This is a genomic window from Petrotoga miotherma DSM 10691, assembly GCF_002895605.1.
GTDB lineage: Bacteria > Thermotogota > Thermotogae > Petrotogales > Petrotogaceae > Petrotoga > Petrotoga miotherma.
Genome location: NZ_AZRM01000031.1, coordinates 1 through 16,674 on the forward strand (window position 1 = coordinate 1; position 16,674 = coordinate 16,674).

Annotated in this window: 16 protein-coding genes and 1 pseudogene; 15 read left to right on the plus strand and 2 right to left on the minus strand. The window is 34.2% G+C overall.

Annotation, left to right across the window (positions count from 1 at the left end):
* From X928_RS06565 to X928_RS06635, 15 genes and pseudogenes are all read left to right on the plus strand, one after another.
* Nucleotides 1-296: pseudogene (locus X928_RS06565) on the plus strand (TRAP transporter substrate-binding protein); the annotation flags it as partial.
* Between the two features lie 90 nt (nucleotides 297-386).
* The gene (locus X928_RS06570) at nucleotides 387-869 is read left to right on the plus strand and encodes a TRAP transporter small permease (RefSeq protein ID WP_103079020.1); all 483 of its coding nucleotides are present in this window, start codon (nucleotides 387-389) and stop codon (nucleotides 867-869) included.
* Complete coding sequence (locus X928_RS06575) at nucleotides 866-2,149, plus strand: TRAP transporter large permease (protein WP_103079021.1); 1,284 nt, start codon at nucleotides 866-868, stop codon at nucleotides 2,147-2,149. The genes X928_RS06570 and X928_RS06575 overlap by 4 nt, the downstream gene beginning before the upstream one ends.
* Before the next feature lie 19 nt (nucleotides 2,150-2,168).
* A complete protein-coding gene (locus X928_RS06580) occupies nucleotides 2,169-3,197 on the plus strand; it encodes a Gfo/Idh/MocA family protein (protein WP_103079022.1) in 1,029 nt (342 codons plus the stop codon).
* Between the two features lie 125 nt (nucleotides 3,198-3,322).
* A complete protein-coding gene (uxaC, locus tag X928_RS06585; protein ID WP_103079023.1) occupies nucleotides 3,323-4,690 on the plus strand; it encodes a glucuronate isomerase in 1,368 nt (455 codons plus the stop codon).
* 33 nt (nucleotides 4,691-4,723) lie between these two features.
* Nucleotides 4,724-5,881, plus strand: coding sequence for an ROK family transcriptional regulator (locus tag X928_RS06590; RefSeq protein WP_103079024.1), 1,158 nt, complete (start codon nucleotides 4,724-4,726; stop codon nucleotides 5,879-5,881).
* A 14-nt stretch (nucleotides 5,882-5,895) separates the two neighbouring features.
* Nucleotides 5,896-7,053 carry a tagaturonate epimerase family protein gene (locus tag X928_RS06595; RefSeq protein ID WP_103079025.1) on the plus strand — a complete coding sequence of 386 codons (1,158 nt, stop codon included), beginning with the start codon at nucleotides 5,896-5,898 and terminating at the stop codon, nucleotides 7,051-7,053.
* A gap of 243 nt (nucleotides 7,054-7,296) precedes the next feature.
* Complete coding sequence (locus tag X928_RS06600) at nucleotides 7,297-8,187, plus strand: dihydrodipicolinate synthase family protein (protein WP_103079026.1); 891 nt, start codon at nucleotides 7,297-7,299, stop codon at nucleotides 8,185-8,187.
* Nucleotides 8,188-8,202: 15 nt separating this feature from the next.
* Entirely contained in the window at nucleotides 8,203-9,174 is a 972-nt protein-coding gene (locus X928_RS06605; protein ID WP_103079027.1) for a sugar kinase, read from the plus strand.
* A gap of 4 nt (nucleotides 9,175-9,178) precedes the next feature.
* A complete protein-coding gene (locus X928_RS06610; RefSeq protein ID WP_103079028.1) occupies nucleotides 9,179-10,117 on the plus strand; it encodes a carbohydrate kinase family protein in 939 nt (312 codons plus the stop codon).
* Between the two features lie 36 nt (nucleotides 10,118-10,153).
* Nucleotides 10,154-11,110 carry a tripartite tricarboxylate transporter substrate binding protein gene (locus X928_RS06615; protein ID WP_103079029.1) on the plus strand — a complete coding sequence of 319 codons (957 nt, stop codon included), beginning with the start codon at nucleotides 10,154-10,156 and terminating at the stop codon, nucleotides 11,108-11,110.
* 76 nt (nucleotides 11,111-11,186) lie between these two features.
* Entirely contained in the window at nucleotides 11,187-11,690 is a 504-nt protein-coding gene (locus X928_RS06620) for a tripartite tricarboxylate transporter TctB family protein (protein ID WP_103079030.1), read from the plus strand.
* 16 nt (nucleotides 11,691-11,706) lie between these two features.
* A complete protein-coding gene (locus tag X928_RS06625; RefSeq protein WP_103079031.1) occupies nucleotides 11,707-13,200 on the plus strand; it encodes a tripartite tricarboxylate transporter permease in 1,494 nt (497 codons plus the stop codon).
* Nucleotides 13,197-13,562, plus strand: a complete 366-nt coding sequence (locus X928_RS06630; RefSeq protein WP_103079032.1) for a cupin domain-containing protein — start codon at nucleotides 13,197-13,199, stop codon at nucleotides 13,560-13,562. The genes X928_RS06625 and X928_RS06630 overlap by 4 nt, the downstream gene beginning before the upstream one ends.
* Nucleotides 13,563-13,650: 88 nt before the next feature.
* Entirely contained in the window at nucleotides 13,651-14,376 is a 726-nt protein-coding gene (locus tag X928_RS06635) for an IclR family transcriptional regulator (protein WP_281255730.1), read from the plus strand.
* Nucleotides 14,377-14,381: 5 nt separating this feature from the next.
* On the opposite strand, the gene X928_RS06640 is transcribed toward X928_RS06635, so the two are convergent.
* Together X928_RS06640 and X928_RS10065 are read right to left on the minus strand one after the other, a co-directional pair.
* Nucleotides 14,382-15,962, minus strand: a complete 1,581-nt coding sequence (locus X928_RS06640; RefSeq protein ID WP_169926328.1) for an Rqc2 family fibronectin-binding protein — start codon at nucleotides 15,960-15,962, stop codon at nucleotides 14,382-14,384.
* 333 nt (nucleotides 15,963-16,295) lie between these two features.
* The gene (locus tag X928_RS10065) at nucleotides 16,296-16,466 is read right to left on the minus strand and encodes a hypothetical protein (RefSeq protein ID WP_158584850.1); all 171 of its coding nucleotides are present in this window, start codon (nucleotides 16,464-16,466) and stop codon (nucleotides 16,296-16,298) included.
* Nucleotides 16,467-16,674: the final 208 nt, after the last annotated feature.

Sequence of the window (16,674 nt, forward strand, 5' to 3'; positions counted from 1 at the left end):
ATTCTTTAGATGAGCACTCAATGGTTCCAGAAATGATTTATATGAGTAAGGTTACTTGGGATCAATTATCAGAACAAGACAGACAAATTATAAAAATGGCTGCCCAAGCTGCTCAAGAAGCTCAAATTAAACTTTGGATTGATCAAGAAAAAGCTGCTTTGAAAGCTGTACAAGATGAAGGTGTGACGATTATTCATCCAGAAAAGCAGCCATTTATAGATGCTATGGAGAATGTTTATAAAAAATATGGTGCAAAATATTCTGATCTCATTGAACAAATCCAATCGATAGAATGAGTTTCCTTTTGGGGAAGGGGGGAAAACTCTCCCCTTCTCTTCATAATTTTAAAGGTAGCACAAACTTCCCAACAGAAGGAGGAAACGAAAATGCATAGATTTTTCGAAAGGGTTGACAAAATCTTTTTTGCTTTATTGGGTGCTGCACTACTTTTTAATGTTGTTATCACATTTTCACAAGTAGTTGCTAGATATGTTTTTAATTCCCCTTTAGTTTGGCAGGAAGAAATGTCAGGTGTAACAATGATTTATTTAGTGGTTGTAGGGACTACATGGGGAATCAGGAAATCCATTCATATTTCGATTTCGGTAGTTTCCAACTTTTTATTTAAGAAAATCCCTATAATACCCGATATATTGGAAATTTTAGGGTATATTGCTTACTCCATTCTAGCAATCATTTATGGATTCCAACTTTCAGACTTAACAAAATTTCAAACATTGCCTACCCTCGGAATAAAGCAATCTTACATTTATGGGGTTATTCCTATTAGCGGTTTTATAATGCTTTATTTTGTATTTGAAAAAATATTTGAATTGTGGAAAAGCAAAAAAGAGGGGGATAAAATATGAATGCTGCTATTATACTTATTGCAAGTTTCTTAGTGATGATTTTTCTGAGAATACCTATATCCTTTTCCCTACTTTTTTCCTCTTTTTTAACGGTATTTTATTTAGGACTTCCACCAATGATTGCATTACAAAGAATGGCTGACCCGCTTGATAACATTTCTTTGATGGCTATCCCTTTTTTCATTTTAGCCGGGCAGATAATGGCTGAATCAGGGATAGCAAAAAGATTAGTTGATTTTGCTAATCTTATGGTTGGAAGAATACGCGGGGGATTAGCTTTTGCGAATATTGTGGCATCAATGTTTTTTGGTGGAATGTCAGGATCTTCTGTGGCCGATACAGCCTCAATTGGTTCTATTTTAATACCAGAAATGGAAAAACATGGTTATGAGAAAGACTATTCTATCGCAGTTACTGTTACGTCTTCAACGGAAGGTTTAGTAATACCTCCTAGTCACAACGCAATAATCTACGCTCAAGCTGCTGGTGGCGTTTCTATAGCGAGTTTATTCCTAGCTGGTGCAATACCAGGAATTATGATAGGTTTAGGTTTGATGATACCCTCTTACATTATAGCAGTAAAAAAAGGATATCCTAAAGGGAATCCTCCAAAAGGAAAAGCCGCTTTAAAAGTTGCTTTAGATTCTATTTGGGGACTGATGACTATTGTAATTATTCTTGGAGGTGTTTTGTCAGGGATATTTACGGCAACAGAATCGTCAGTAATTGCTGTAGTATACGCTTTATTAATTGCTACTCTTGTATATAAAGAATTAACAATAACAAAATTTCTCAAAATTATGAGAGAAACTTTAGAAACTACTATAGCCGTTCTTTTTTTAATTGGGGCAGCTTCTGCTTTTGGTTGGCTATTAGCCTATCTAAATATTCCAGAATTGGTTGCAAATATAATCTTAAATATCTCCTCCAATAAGTACATAATTTTACTGATAATAAACGCTGTTTTGCTGTTGTTAGGAATGATTATGGATATGGCACCTTTGATAGTTATAACTACTCCAATATTCTTACCCCTCGTTGTAGATTTAGGCATCAGTCCTATACACTTTGGAATAATTATGATGATAAACTTGGGAATAGGATTATGTACCCCTCCTGTCGGAAACACCTTATTTGTTGGAACGGTAGTCGGAAAGTCAACTATCGAAAATGTTTTCAAAGCAATGTGGCCATTTTATCTTGCCATGATTGGAATACTGTTACTAGTAACATATGTTCCGTTTTTTGCAGAATGGTTACCATCTTTAATTTCATTCTAGAAAGTGAAGGCGGATTAAAATGAGCAATAAGGTTAGATTTGGCATGATAGGTGTTGGGAGCGTGGCCAAAGTTCATGCTAAAGCTTTACAAAGTTTAGAAAATGGACAATTAGTAGCAATCTCTACGAGAAACAAAAGAAAAGGAGAAATTTTTGCAAAAGAGTTTGATTGTGATTATTACAATGATTACAGAGAGCTCCTAGAAAAAAGCAACATAGACGTAGTATGCGTTACTCTTCCAAGTGGATTACATGCAGATATTGGAATAGAAGCTGCAAAATTCGGAAAACATGTTGTAGTTGAAAAACCTATAGACATAACCCTTAAAAAGGCCGACGCACTGATAAATGAGTGTGAAAAACAACATGTGCTATTAAGTGTAATTTTTCAAAGGAGATTTTCAGACGCAATAATAAAATTAAAAAAATCCATAGAAAAAGGCGATTTTGGACAACTGGATTTTGGTGCAGCTCATACTAAATGGTATAGAAGCCAAGATTACTTTAACGATAGTGATTGGCGTGGAACATGGCGTTTAGATGGAGGAGGGGCCTTAATTAACCAGTCAATACACTATGTTGATCTCCTGCGGTACACTGTGGGAGAAATTGATGAGGTTTTTGCTTTTTCCACCACAAGAATGCATGATATCGAAGTAGAAGATATTTTAACTGGGACAATTAAGTTCAAAAATGGTGCACTTGGACTCATTGAAGCTAACACAGCTGCTTACCCAGGATTGTATTCCAGATTGGACGTTTATAGTGAAAAAGGATTAGTCGTCATTGTCGACGATAAAATAGACACTTGGAAAACGGACCAATATACATTTGAAAGAAAGGAAAATGAAAAGCAAAAAAATGGACAAAACTCTCCAGAAATCGATTACTATTTGCATCAAAGACAGTTAAAAAATATAATAGAAAGTATTTTAGAAAATAAAAAACCTATGGTCAGTGGAATAGATGCCAGAAATACCTTATCAGTAGTATTAGCGTTATATGAGTCATCAAGAACCAAGAGACCTCAGAAGGTTGATATTATATAAAGTTAAGATGTGTAAAATTTAATAGACAGTTGTCCTTGTGGACTGTCGAATGAGGGAAATGCTATATATATTGTTTTAAAATTTTCTAAGACATCATAAAAATTAAATTAGAGGAGGTCAAAAAAATGTCTTTTTTGGATGAAAATTATTTACTACAAAACAACACTTCGAAGATGTTGTATAATACAATTAAAGATCTCCCGATCTTAGATGCTCACAATCACGGGGATGTGAAGGAGATCGTTGAGAACAAAGGTTGGGATGATATCTGGCAAGTTGAAGGAGCCACCGATCATTATGTGTGGGAATTAATGAGAAAAAGAGGTGTCCCCGAAGAAAAGATAACTGGAAATGCTTCAAATAAGGAAAAGTGGATGGCATTGGCTGAAGTTTTCCCTGAGTTCGTTGGCAATCCTACATACGAATGGATACACCTCGATCTAAAAAGAAGGTTTAAAATAGAGGATACCATTTCAAAGTATACGGCTGAAAAGATATGGCAAGATACTTCTCTATTACTAAAAAGCGAAAGTATGAAACCTCAACGATTATTAAAAGAAATGAACGTAGAAATAATGTGTACAACAAATGATCCAACAGAGGACCTCTCATATCATGAAAAAGCTAAAGATATTGAAGGAATAAAGATTCTCCCCACTTGGAGACCCGACAAAGCTATGAACATTGAAAAAGAAAATTGGAAAGATTTTGTAGAAAAGTTAGGAGAAATAACAAAAGAAAATGTTGAACATTTTGATGGTTTTTTAAATGCCCTTTACAAAACACACACAAAATTTGATGAACTCGGTGGTGTTTCGAGTGACCATGGTATATTTGAACCGATTTCATACCCGGTTGAAAGAGAAAGAGTAAATGAAGTATATGAAAAAGCACTTTCAAATAAAGAGTTAACAAAGCAAGAAAGTTCAGACTTTAAATCCTTTATGTTTTATGAATTTGGCAAGATGAACGCTGAAAGCAATTGGGTTATGCAATTACATATTGGCGCTATACGAGATTATAGAGACAAGTTATATAGTACTTTGGGGCCAGACACCGGAGGAGATATTTCAACTAGCAACGTTGACTTGGCAAATGGGTTAAAATACTTTTTAAACCACTTTGATGAAAAATTGAAAGTTGTTTTGTACTGTTTGGATCCATCACTATTTCCAACCGTTGCCACAATAGCAAGGGCCTTTCCAAGCGTTAGCCTTGGAGCGCCTTGGTGGTTCAACGACAGCCCCTTTGGAATGGAGATGTATTTAAAATATATATCCACCGTTGACCTTCTTAGCGACTTAGCTGGTTGGGTAACAGATTCAAGAAAGCTAATCTCTTACGGTTCAAGGACAGAGATGTTCAGAAGAGAGTTGTCTAACGTGGTTGGTGAAATGGTAGAAAAAGGTCAAATACCTATCAGGGAAGCATTTGATTTGGTGAGAGACATTAGTTACTTTAGACCAAAAAAGTTGTTTTTTGAAAAAATTTAGATAAAAATTATTGAACTCGGAGGTACTAATTCGATGAAAAAAGCATCCTTGTCTTCTTTAAAAGAAAACAATGCAGCACTTATTTTTCAATCATTAAGGATTAATGGCCCTATGACAAGGGCTGAAATTGCAAGAGAAACACGCCTCATGCCTTCAACTGTAAGTTATATAACAAACTTTTTAATTCATAAAGGGGTATTGAAAGAAGTTGGAAGTGAGGATGTTTCTCGTGTTGGGAAAAAAGGTATTCTGCTTGATATAAACTACGATGATTTCTTGTTTATTGGATATGACGTGGGTTCTGCATATTCAAGGGTTATTGTCTCAAGCGGGAAGGGCGACATCTTATATTCCAAAAGATTCGCCTCAGAGAAAAACGACAAATTGTTGAAGCAGATTTATGAAAACATTAAAATAGTTAAAAACAAATTCAACATAATCGGCATAGGGATGGCTTTTCCTGGTTATATAGATCCAGAAAATGGAGTGGTTATAAGATCTCACAATATTGATATATCAAACTTTGAGGTAAAAAAGGTGATGAAAAAAGAGTTCAATCTACCAGCTTACGTGGACCACAACACAATAATGATGGCACGGAACTTAATTTCTAACAATTCCCACAAAGAGAAAGATTTTTGTGTAATCAACATTGGTCCTGGTATAGGAGTAGGAATAGTAAGTAACGGAAAGATATTGAGGGGATATAAGAACGCTGCGGGAGAGTTAGGCCATGTTACGGTTAACCCCGAAGGAAGAAAGTGTAACTGCGGTAAAAATGGTTGTTTGGAAACAGAAAGTTCCAGTAAGGCGATTGTTAGAAATTACGAAGAAATATCCAGGAAAAATTTAGAGTGTGAAGGAAGTCGTGAATCTCAATTAGTATATGAATTAGCCAAAAAAGGTGATGAAAATGCGGTAAAAGCGTTTGAAAGAGCTGGAAAATATTTAGGAATTGGCATTGCTACTTTAGTCAATATTTTAAATCCAGAAAAGGTCTATATAGCAGGTGGGGTGTCAAACGGCTGGGAATTTCTTAAAGACTCCACTGAACAAAGTTACAACCAGCATATATTTTACGCAAATAAAGATGTAACTATTGAAGTTTCTTCGATAGGAGAATATATAACAGCTTGTGGAGCTGCGACTTATGCCTTCGAAAAATATGCAAGAGAAGAATTAATACCATGAGGAGGAAAATTTAAATGTTTACAATTTTACCAAAGAAAGGGATCTCTTTGGGTCTTGGAGATAGAATAGGGATTGCAACCCCAGGTCATATAAAAGTTGCAAAAAAATACAACTTCTTTCCTGTTTTCGCACAACAAAGTATTAGGGAATTAAACTTTACTGGAAGAACGTTTACTGATGTAAGAAAAGACGTACTAAACGCGCTTGTTGAAGAAAATTATGTTGGAAACAGTGGATTTGATGGAGATCACTTGAAAAGTGATGAGGAGATTCAATATGCTTTAGATTCGGGAATTACAATGCTCACTTTGGATTGCTCAGAGCATATGAATAAAGATTCTTCTATAAAAGACCAAATATTTGAACAATTTTATAACAAAAGCTTTTTTGTAAACGATATGCCCATAGAATATTCAGATAAAAACGAACTGAATAAAATTGTTTCAATTTATGCCAGCGTCATCGAAAGAGTTATAGATGTATGGAACAAATTTCCAAAGGTAAATAAAAAAGAGGTAACTTTTGAAGTTTCAGTTGACGAAACAGATGTACCAACAGACGAAAAAACACATTTTTTGATCTCTAAATATATCTACGATGAAGGGGTAAAAATAGATACACTAGCCCCACGCTTCCCTGGAGAGTTTCAAAAAGCTATTGACTATATAGGAAATATACAAGAGTTTAAAAAGTCTCTTATCAAACAAAACAAAATAGCCAAATATTTTGGATATAGGCTTTCCATTCATTCTGGTAGCGATAAATTCTCTATTTATCCCATAATAGGTGAAGTTACTCAAGGGAATTACCACCTAAAAACATCTGGAACCAGCTACCTTGAAGCTATTAAGGTTGTAGCTCAGAAAGATCCAGAATTCTTCAAAAAAATCTGGCAAACATGCCTTGATAAAAGAGAGGAGATGGATAAATACTACCATCTTTCCTGTGATCCATTCTCTGTTCCAAAAGATCTATCTCCAACAGAATACCTCAAAAATATAGACGCAAGGCAAACACTGCATGTTTCATATATGTTCGTTTTGAACCCACAATACGATTTCAGAGAAAAGTTTTTTGAGATCCTTACAAAATACCAAAATGAATACTATGAAAACGTTGCAAACCATATAGAAAAACATGTAAAAGAGCTTAAAATTGAAGAAACAAAATAAAAACAAAAAACTAAGAAAACAGGAGCATTTATTAGCTAAACTTAAATAATTGCTAATAAATGCTCTTAATTGTTTGTAATCGGATTTGACAAGTAGGTTTTATTTTATTATAATTTTTTTGGTTTGAAATTAAGAAAGTTACTTTCTTAATAAGAAAACATAATAATTTTTTATAGAAGTTTATTTTTTTCCAGAATTTTTTAAAGATAATACGCACACATATTATAAAAGGAGGCCTTTTTAATGAAAAAGGAAATTAACGGGATTGTTCCACCAGTAATTACGATATTCGATTCAAAAGGAAAAGTTGATGAGAGAAGATACAGGGATTTTATTGAATTTCTTTGCAATCACGTACAAGGTCTTTTTATTTGTGGAACATATGGTTCAGGTCCATTAATGACTTTAGAAGAAAGAAAAAGAACTTTAGAAATAGCTATTGACCAGGTTAATGGGAGAATACCTGTAATAGCACATGTTGGAAGCGCTGTTCCAGAGCATGTCTTAGAATTGGCTCATCACGCTGAAGAAAAGGGTGCATCTGCAGTGGCCAGTGTTCCCCCTTTCTATTATAACTATTCTCAAGAAAATATAATAGATTTTTTCAAATGGCTTGTCAAACAAGTAAATTTACCTGTTTATTTATACAATAATCCCAAAACCACAGGATTAGAAATAAAAATAGAAACACTCAAGGAACTGTCTAACAATGGTTTAGCTGGAGTAAAAGATAGTACTTTTGACCTTGGTTATTTTTACGAAGTTAAGAATAATTTCAATTTCGAAGAGTTCAGTTATATATCCGGAACAGAAGCTTTTATCATTCCTACGATTCCTTTAGGTGCTGACGCTGCTATTTGTGGATTGGCAAATGCGTTTCCGGAGATAGTTGTTGAACTTTACCATAAAACAATGGCAAAAGAGTATGAAAAAGCATTTGTTCTTCAAAAGAAAGTAAATCATTTAAGAGAAATACAGCACTATACTCAAAGTACACCTGCCATTCATGCTATGCTGAAAATGAGGGGGATTGAATCTGGATACCCCAAACCACCCTTCAAATTAGTTTCAGAAGAAAAATACAATGAAATAAAAAAAGCTCTTACAGATGGTGGTTATATTGAAAGTAAATGATTGGAGAGGGATTAAATGAAAAAAGTACTCGGAATGGGAGAAATAATGGTTCAATTTAATCCAACAGAAAAAGGCCCTTTATTGTATCAACGTATGTTTGAAAGACATGTCGCGGGTTCTGAAGCAAATATAATTATTCAAATGCAGAAGCTTGATGTTAAAACTAGTTTTTTTACGGCGGTCGGATCTGATCCCTTTGGTGAAATAATTATTAATACGTTAAGAGAAGAAGGTGTAGAAACAAATTTGGTGAAGATAGACGAAGGTAATCCTACAGGAATTTACTTTGTACAAAGAAGTTATCCATATCCAGGAAAGACAACTGTATTTTATTATCGTGAAAACTCCGCTGCAAGTAAAATTACGTGTGATGATATAAAGGAAGAAGTGTTTGAGGATGTGGATATGCTTATAATTAGTGGAATTACACCTGCTTTAAATGAAAGTGTTAGAAACTGTGCTCTTAAAATTGTTGAAATGTCAAAAAGTAGAGGTATTAAGGTAGTTTTCGACACTAATATACGCATAAAATTGCTAAAAAATAAAGAAAAAGCGCTGGAATGCGTACAGCCGTTCTTAGAAAAAGCTGATATTGTATTTACTGGGATGGGTGATTTGAATTTCCTTTTTAAAGGGGAGTTTGAAGACAAAAAAAATCAACTAAAAGAACTTGCAAAGAACACAGAAATCATGGTTATAAAAATGGGAGAAAAAGGAGCCATTGCTCTATACGATGGGCATACCTATAAGCAAGATTCGTTCAAAGTCCCTGTTGTTGATGAATTAGGGGCAGGTGATGCTTTTGATGGTGCATTTCTTGCTTCCATTTTAAAAGGATACGACGTTAAGACCGCTTTAAAATATGGATGTGCAGCTGGTGCTATTACAGTTAGTTTAAAGGGAGATATTGAGCCTCTACCTAAATGGAACGATCTTAAATTGTTTTTAGATATTCATTCTAGTGGAGAAAGTAAATTATTGAGGTGAAGCTATGAATTGCGAAGTTTATTGTTTTGGAGAACCATTAGCTGGATTTTACTCCACTTCGGAAAGATCGTTATCAGAAATCGGTAATTTCCATATGACGTGGGGAGGAGACACTTCTAATGTTGCGTTAGCAGTAAAAAAACTCGGACATCAATCAGGATATATTACAAAAATTGGGAATGATTTTATTGGGAGGGGTTTACTCGAACTATGGAAAGATTCTGGAATATATGTTCAAAATGTTTTTGTAGTTAACAATCAAGAAACAGGGATTTATTTTGTGAGTTTTAAAAATGGGAAACATGAATTTGACTATAGAAGGGAAGGATCTGCTGCAAGTACATTTAGTCTTTCTGACATCGACAAATTGGTGATAAATGACTTTAGAATTTTTCATTTGAGTGGCATATCCCAGGCAATTAGTAAAAGCTGTTTGGAAAGTGGTTTCGAATTTATGGAACGTTTCAAAAATAATAATATAATTATTTCCTACGATCTTAATTTTCGTCAAAAACTTTGGAGCCCAGCTACTGCCCGATGCATTTATCAACAAGTTATAGAAAAATATGCTGATATTATTTCTTTTAATGAAGATGAGGCAGAAATTTTGGGCCTACCTTCAGATCCTACCAAGGCAGTAAAAGAGGTCTTGAAAGCGAAACCCAAATTAGCTGTTTATAAAAGAGGAGATAAAGGTGCTGTTCTTGGGATAGGAAACCAAATTATTGAGAGAGAAGCCTACCCGGTAAAGACAGCTGATACTGTGGGAGCAGGAGATACATTCACTGCTGCAATATTGATTGGATTTATTGAAAACATGAAACCTGATGAAATGCTTAAATTTGCACTAGCGGCCAGTGCATTAACATGTACTAAAACGGGTTCAACTGAAGGGCAGCCTAAAAGAGAAGAAGTGGACATATTTTTAAAGAAAAAACCATGAAAAATCAATTTCAACTTAATTTGAGGAGGTGTCAGTATGAAGAAGTTATTGGTTATATTCTTAGTGTTAACTATTGTTGTTAGCATTTTTTCTCTGGATTACCCCCGTAAAACTGTTTCCATTATTTGCCCATGGGGAGCGGGTGGAGGAACAGACAGAGTGGCAAGATTTTTAGCTGATGAATTATCTAAAGAGTTTGGAGTACCTTTTGTTGTTGTGAACAAAACTGGTGGTGGTGGTGCAGTTGGCCATGGCGCTGGAGCTTATGCCAATCCTGATGGATACACCCTAACTTTGGTTACCCTAGAAATAGCTACTATGCATTGGATGGGTCTTACTCCTTTAACTTATGAAGATTTCGACTATATAGCTCAAGTTAATTTTGATCCTGCAGGCTTGATTGTTAAAGGGGACTCAGAATGGAATAGTACTGTGGAATTATTGGTTGATGTAGCTATGAATCCAGGAAAGTATCTATTTTCAGGTTCGGGTGCAGGAACAATTTGGGACCTTTCAAGAATCGGAATGTTTAATGCTGTTGGAATACCTCCTGATTACACAGTTTGGGTACCAACTACAGGAGCAGCTCCTTCTGTTGTAGAATTGCTAGGTGGTCATGTGGATGCTATAACTTGCAGTATTCCTGAAGCCTGGCCACAAATTGCATCTGGTGACCTCAAAGCTTTAGCAATTATGGCAGATGAAAGAGATCCGAGGTACTCAAATATTCCAACATTAAAAGAAATAGGAATTGACTGGTCGTCAGGAACATGGCGTGGAATTGCTGTACCTAAGGGAACACCACAAGAGATAAAAGATTTGTTAGAAGAAAAAATTATAAAAATAGCCCATTCTCAAGCTTTTAAAGATTTCATGGATAAAAATGGTTTTGGTATTAAAATTCGTGGTTCTCAGGAATTTACAGAGTATGTTGCTGATCAAGACAAAGTTTGGAGAGAAGTACTCGAAATCGGGGGGTATTTGCCAGAATAGTCTCTTTTCTCCCCGACACTTACTTGTCGGGGAGATTGTTTAAAAATACTTGTCAATTTTAGAGAGGTGCTAAAAGATGAACTATAAAAATATTGTATATGGTAGCATCTTGATTTTATTATCAATTATTGTTATTTTAATAAGTTTAGAATTCCCTAGTTATGTAGTAAGAGGTCAAGAATTGCCTGGTCCAAGTTTTTTCCCACAAGTAATAAGTATTTTTCTTATACTAATAGGAATTTACGAAATAATCTTAGGCATTCTTCAGACTTTTAAATTAAAAAAGTTAAATGAAGAAGATCTAAAAAAAGAAGAAGGGGTTAGAAAAACTGTAGTTACAAAGAAAGGCTTATTTAATATAACTGTTGTCATTGCCGGAATAATTTTATTTGTTCCATTTATTAATCTAGTTGGATTTAAATTGGGGCTCTTTATTTTTTCAACTATTTTGATGACTACCTTTAGTGTACGTTTATTAAGGGCAGTGATTTATTCTGCTATAGTGACTGTAATTATTATCTTGATCTTTGATTACCTTTTCAAAATACCTTTTCCAGAAGGGATCCTTTTTTCATTTTAAAACAGGAGTGATTTGAATGGGAAATGTTTTACGAGTATTTCAACCCGACGTCCTATTTCCAATGTTGATTGCTATGCTTTTTGGAATCTTTGTAGGAGGTATACCAGGCCTCACCGCGACAATGGCGGTAGCTTTAATAATTCCTATAACTTATTATATGAGTCCTTTAGCGGCGTTGGCAATGGTTGTGGGAGTTACCTTTACGTCTATATTTGCAGGTGATATTCCAGCTACTTACTTAAGAATACCAGGTACTCCTTCATCAGGAGCTGCAGTTTTAGATGGTCATGAGATGGCTAAAAAAGGAAAAGGTAGCTTAGCCTTATCACTTGATTTGTTTTGTTCAGCCATAGGAGGTCTTATTGGCGTTTTGATTTTAATAACAGTTTCTTCACCTTTAGCCAAGCTAGCTCTTCAATTTACTAACTATGAATACTTTTGGTTGGGAATTTTTGGCTTAAGCATGAGCGCTGTACTCAGTTCAGGAAATGTAATAAAGGGCTTATCATCAGCTTTATTAGGCGTATTGATTTCAACTATTGGCATAGACATTACAACTGGCTATCCAAGATTCACTTTTGGAAATATTGAATTGATGGGGGGAATTGAATTTATACCTGCGATGATTGGGCTATTTGGGATTTCAGAGGTTCTAAAAAATATTGAACGAGGAAGTTCAGGTTTAGGTGTCCCAACTATAAAAGAAAAGATGGGTGTACCTATTCTTGAGGCTTTAAAAATAATTATAAAAAAACCGTTTGTTATAATAAAATCAGCAATAATTGGTACTTTTATAGGTGCACTACCCGGTGCCGGAGCTGATATTGGAGCTTGGGTCGCGTATGGCACAGAAAAGAAAACTTCAAAAAAATCAAAAGAGTTTGGAACGGGTATTGTCGATGGAGTAATAGCTCCTACATCTGCAAATAATGCAGCATTAGGAGGGACATGGATACCTGCATTGGTATTTGGGATTCCAGGAGATAGCATAACTGCCATTGTACTCGGTGCATTCCTTATGTTTGGAATACAACCCGGGCCTCTTATATTTGAACAAAGCGGAGACATTGTAACTGGTTTATTTACAATAGCAATAATTGCCAACATTTTCTTGATATTTGTTGGTTATCTAGGAATTAGAGCTTACTCACAAATCCTCAAAATGAATACTTCAATTGTTATGGCAATTGTAGTAATTTTCTCCATGATTGGATCTTATGCTATAAGAAATAGCTTTTTCGATATATACGTGATGCTGCTTTTCGGAGTCATAGGTTATCTGTTTGAAAAAACAAATGTCCCAACTCCGCCGATGATACTTGGCATTATTCTAGGTCCAATGATAGAAGATAATCTAAGAGTTGGGTTAACAAAAACAGGCGGGGATATGACATTCTTTTTCACAAGACCTATTTCTTTGGTTTTCGTAATCCTTATTGCATTGACTTTTTTTGGTGGGCCTATTTCTAAACTAATTGGAAAAATTTTTGGAGGCGGTAAAAACAAATGAAACCTTTTATTGTTAAGAATATTTTTGAAAAAGAGAACAAAAAACCTTATGAAATACCAATTTCATGGAACAGTTATGGGAAATTTGTCCAAATGTCAAATATAGAAACAGAAGCTGAAAAACATAAAATGTGGACTGATGTGTATATAGTTCTTGATGGTGAAGCCGATTTAACCGTTGGAGAGGACTTATTGAATTCAAAAGAGATCGAAGATGGTGAGTTTAGGGGCGGAGAAATTACTAAACCAATAACAACAAAGTTGGGGAAAGGTTCTATCGTTATTATACCACATAATTTTCCTCATAAGCTTAAAACATATGATGTTTTTGTTCAGTTAGTCATCAAAATAAAAGATAATTAATTAAGGTGCTTGTCAAATAAATATAGTATAATATTTGGACAAAAGATATGAAAGTAGGTGAAAATCTATTCAAACTATCAGAAAAGTTATAGAAGTATTAGATTATATAGTCTATTCACCAAAACCAGTTAATGTAACAGAAATTGCAAGAGAGTTTGATATGTCTATGTCTAATGCTTATAAATACTTAGACGACTTGTACAGAGGGGGCCTTTTGTCAAAGAATGGTGATAAATCATATTTCCCGAGTTTTAAACTTGTGGAGTATGGAAGTATTATCTTAAAAAAAATAAATCTTAGGGAGATTGCACATCCACACTTAGTTGATTTAATGGTGAAAACAGGCCAAACAGTTCACTTTTTCATTAAAGATGGTAATGAAGGCATCTGTATAGAAAAGCTTGAAGGGCCACATACTTTACCGATGATGTCTAGAATTGGGATAAGATTGAATCTCTATGCAACGGGTTGGGGAAAAGCTATTTTGGCGCATTTACCTGAAAAAGAAATAGAAGAATACCTGGAAATTGTGGAGTTAAAAAAGAGGGGTAAAAACACAATTACCGATCCTAATGAATTGAAAAATGAACTTAAAAAAATAAGAGAAAGAGGGTACGCAATAGATAATGAAGAAAACGAAATTGGGATCTTTTGCATAGGGGCTCCTATTTTTAATTATGATAAAAAGGTGATAGCGGGTGCAAGTATTACAATGAGTGCCTCTCGAGCGGAAGGAGAGAAAGTCGATGAATACGCTAAAAATGTTATGGAATGTGCCAAAAATATTTCAAAGTTGTTGGGGTATAAAGGTTAAGTTTTTTATAGTATTTCTCTAAAAGGTTCAACGATAATGGTTTCATAATTTTTATACAACCACATTCCTGGTTTTGCTCCTTTTGGCTTCCATACGTTTTTTCTTTGAGTGTAATCAACCGCTACATTGGAAGACATTCTTGCTTTAGAAAATGTGGCAGCAATTTTTGCTGCGTAATCTATTACTTCTTCTGGTATTTCTTTACCAGAAGATTTTATTATTGTATGAGAACCTGGGATCTCATGTGTATGAAACCATATATCAGCCTGTGTAGCTGATCTTGTTAATTCATCGTTTTGTTTATTATTTTTCCCAACTAGTATTTCAAAGCCTTTGTAACTAAATTTCCTAAAGGTTGTTTTTACTTTTCTTTCCCTTTTAGATTTTTTGTTTTCACTTATCAGTCCTATATCTTTCATTTCTTCTTTTATCTCTATTAAGGTTTCAATTTCTTCTGCGGAAGAGATTGTTTCAAATAACTGATTAAAATATTCGAGTTCGTTATTCACTTTTTTTATTCTTTTTTTAGCATGCTCGACTCTTGACTTTGTTCTTTTTATATTTTTATACAGTTTTTCCAAGTTTTGCGTTGGTGATAAAAGGGGGTCTATCTCTATTGTGACCTCCTCACCGGTATTCCAATCGGTTACTGTAAAGTATCTTTCACCTTTTTTTATTTTGTAGAGATACGTTTGAAGAAGTTCTCCCTTTTTTTCTAAATCCATTAGACTTTTTTCTTCATTTAAATCTTGTAATATTTGTTCTTTTGTCTTTTCTAATCTGTCAATTTCACTTTTTACCCTTTTTTCCAAATCCCTTTTTATTTCCAATAGTCGTGATTGATTAGCCCTTTCTTGAAAGACTTTGAGCAATGCCTCTGATGGTTTTAATCCCTCGTATTTAAAATTATTCGGGGTTATTGCGGAGAAATCATATGTGTTCCCCTCTTTGAAGTAAAAAAGATAAGGCTTTTTGAGGTCTTTTACAGCTCTTTGGATACCTATTTCTTTCAAAAACCCTGTTGATTTTTTAGAAAATCCCATGAGTCTATCATAATCAATATTTTCAATGTTTTCTATATTTACTTCCAATATATTTATTTGAGAATCATCGTAGTAAGGTAGGTATTTAACTCCTGGAATTATGGGTCTAAATTTTTTATAAACCCTTTTTAAAGATTCTTCTACTTTATTATCTTCGTTAACGAGTATTACGTTGGAATTTCTTCCCATTAATTCAAAAAATAGCTTATATTTTCGCATAGTAGAGTTTTCTTGATCGTAGCTTTCAATTTCAAAGAACCCTATCCTGTCTAAACCTAACTGTTCGACATTTATCACTCTTCCGTTTCTTATTTTTTTTCTTAAAAACTGAGCAAAGTTTGCTGGTTGTATGGGTACGTTTGGTTTTTGAGAAAGTAAGATCACATATGAAGGGCTTTTTAATGAAAGAAGTACAAAACTTTGAGAAAACTGAATTAACACTTGGGTTTTTATAGGTTGATATATATTTTTAATTCTATCCCCCACAATGTTGTCTTTTATTTCTTTCAATACTTTATGTAATACCAAACCATCAAAAGGCAAGCAAGACACCTCGGTTTATTTAAAATATAGATCTAGCGCCCCTTCGCCCGAACATTAAGGGGTAAACCCCTTAAGATCCCTAAGTTCAAAATCAAACTTTATTTTAAAAAAGCCTTTTGCACAAGGCTGCAAAGGAGCAAGCCCCTTAAAAACCCTAAATTCAAGGTCAAAATCATTTAAAACATAGTTTGCATACTGCAGCAAACGCAGCCCACCCATAAGGATAAAAGAGTTTTTATTTCTCTCTGAACAGCCCCATTCATTAAGAACACAAAAGAGGCAAAACAATCTAAGCCTCTTTTGTGTTTTGTAAAAATCTATGAAATTAAAATTCTACGCTGCCGAACCTTTCTTTCCTTTATCCATAAAACCAACTATCAAAGCAATAATACCAACGATAATGTCTATCCACGCATGCCAATTTGGCATGGTTGCAACACTAAAACCAGCAATAGCCATTATTACAAGGTAAATCCCAACAACTATCAACCATGGTTTAGACATACTACCCCCTCCTTATACACTCAACTTTAAGTAAAATCAGCCGATAAATTTACTAGGACTACAGTAAAAAATAAAACTTGAAGAAATTTATCAGCTTAAATACTAATAAAATGATAAGACTAATATGTTACAAATATAAAAACATTAGAATAATTTTAGTTTAACTACGAAAATTATTATACTTTTAAAGTCTTCTTATTTGTGATAC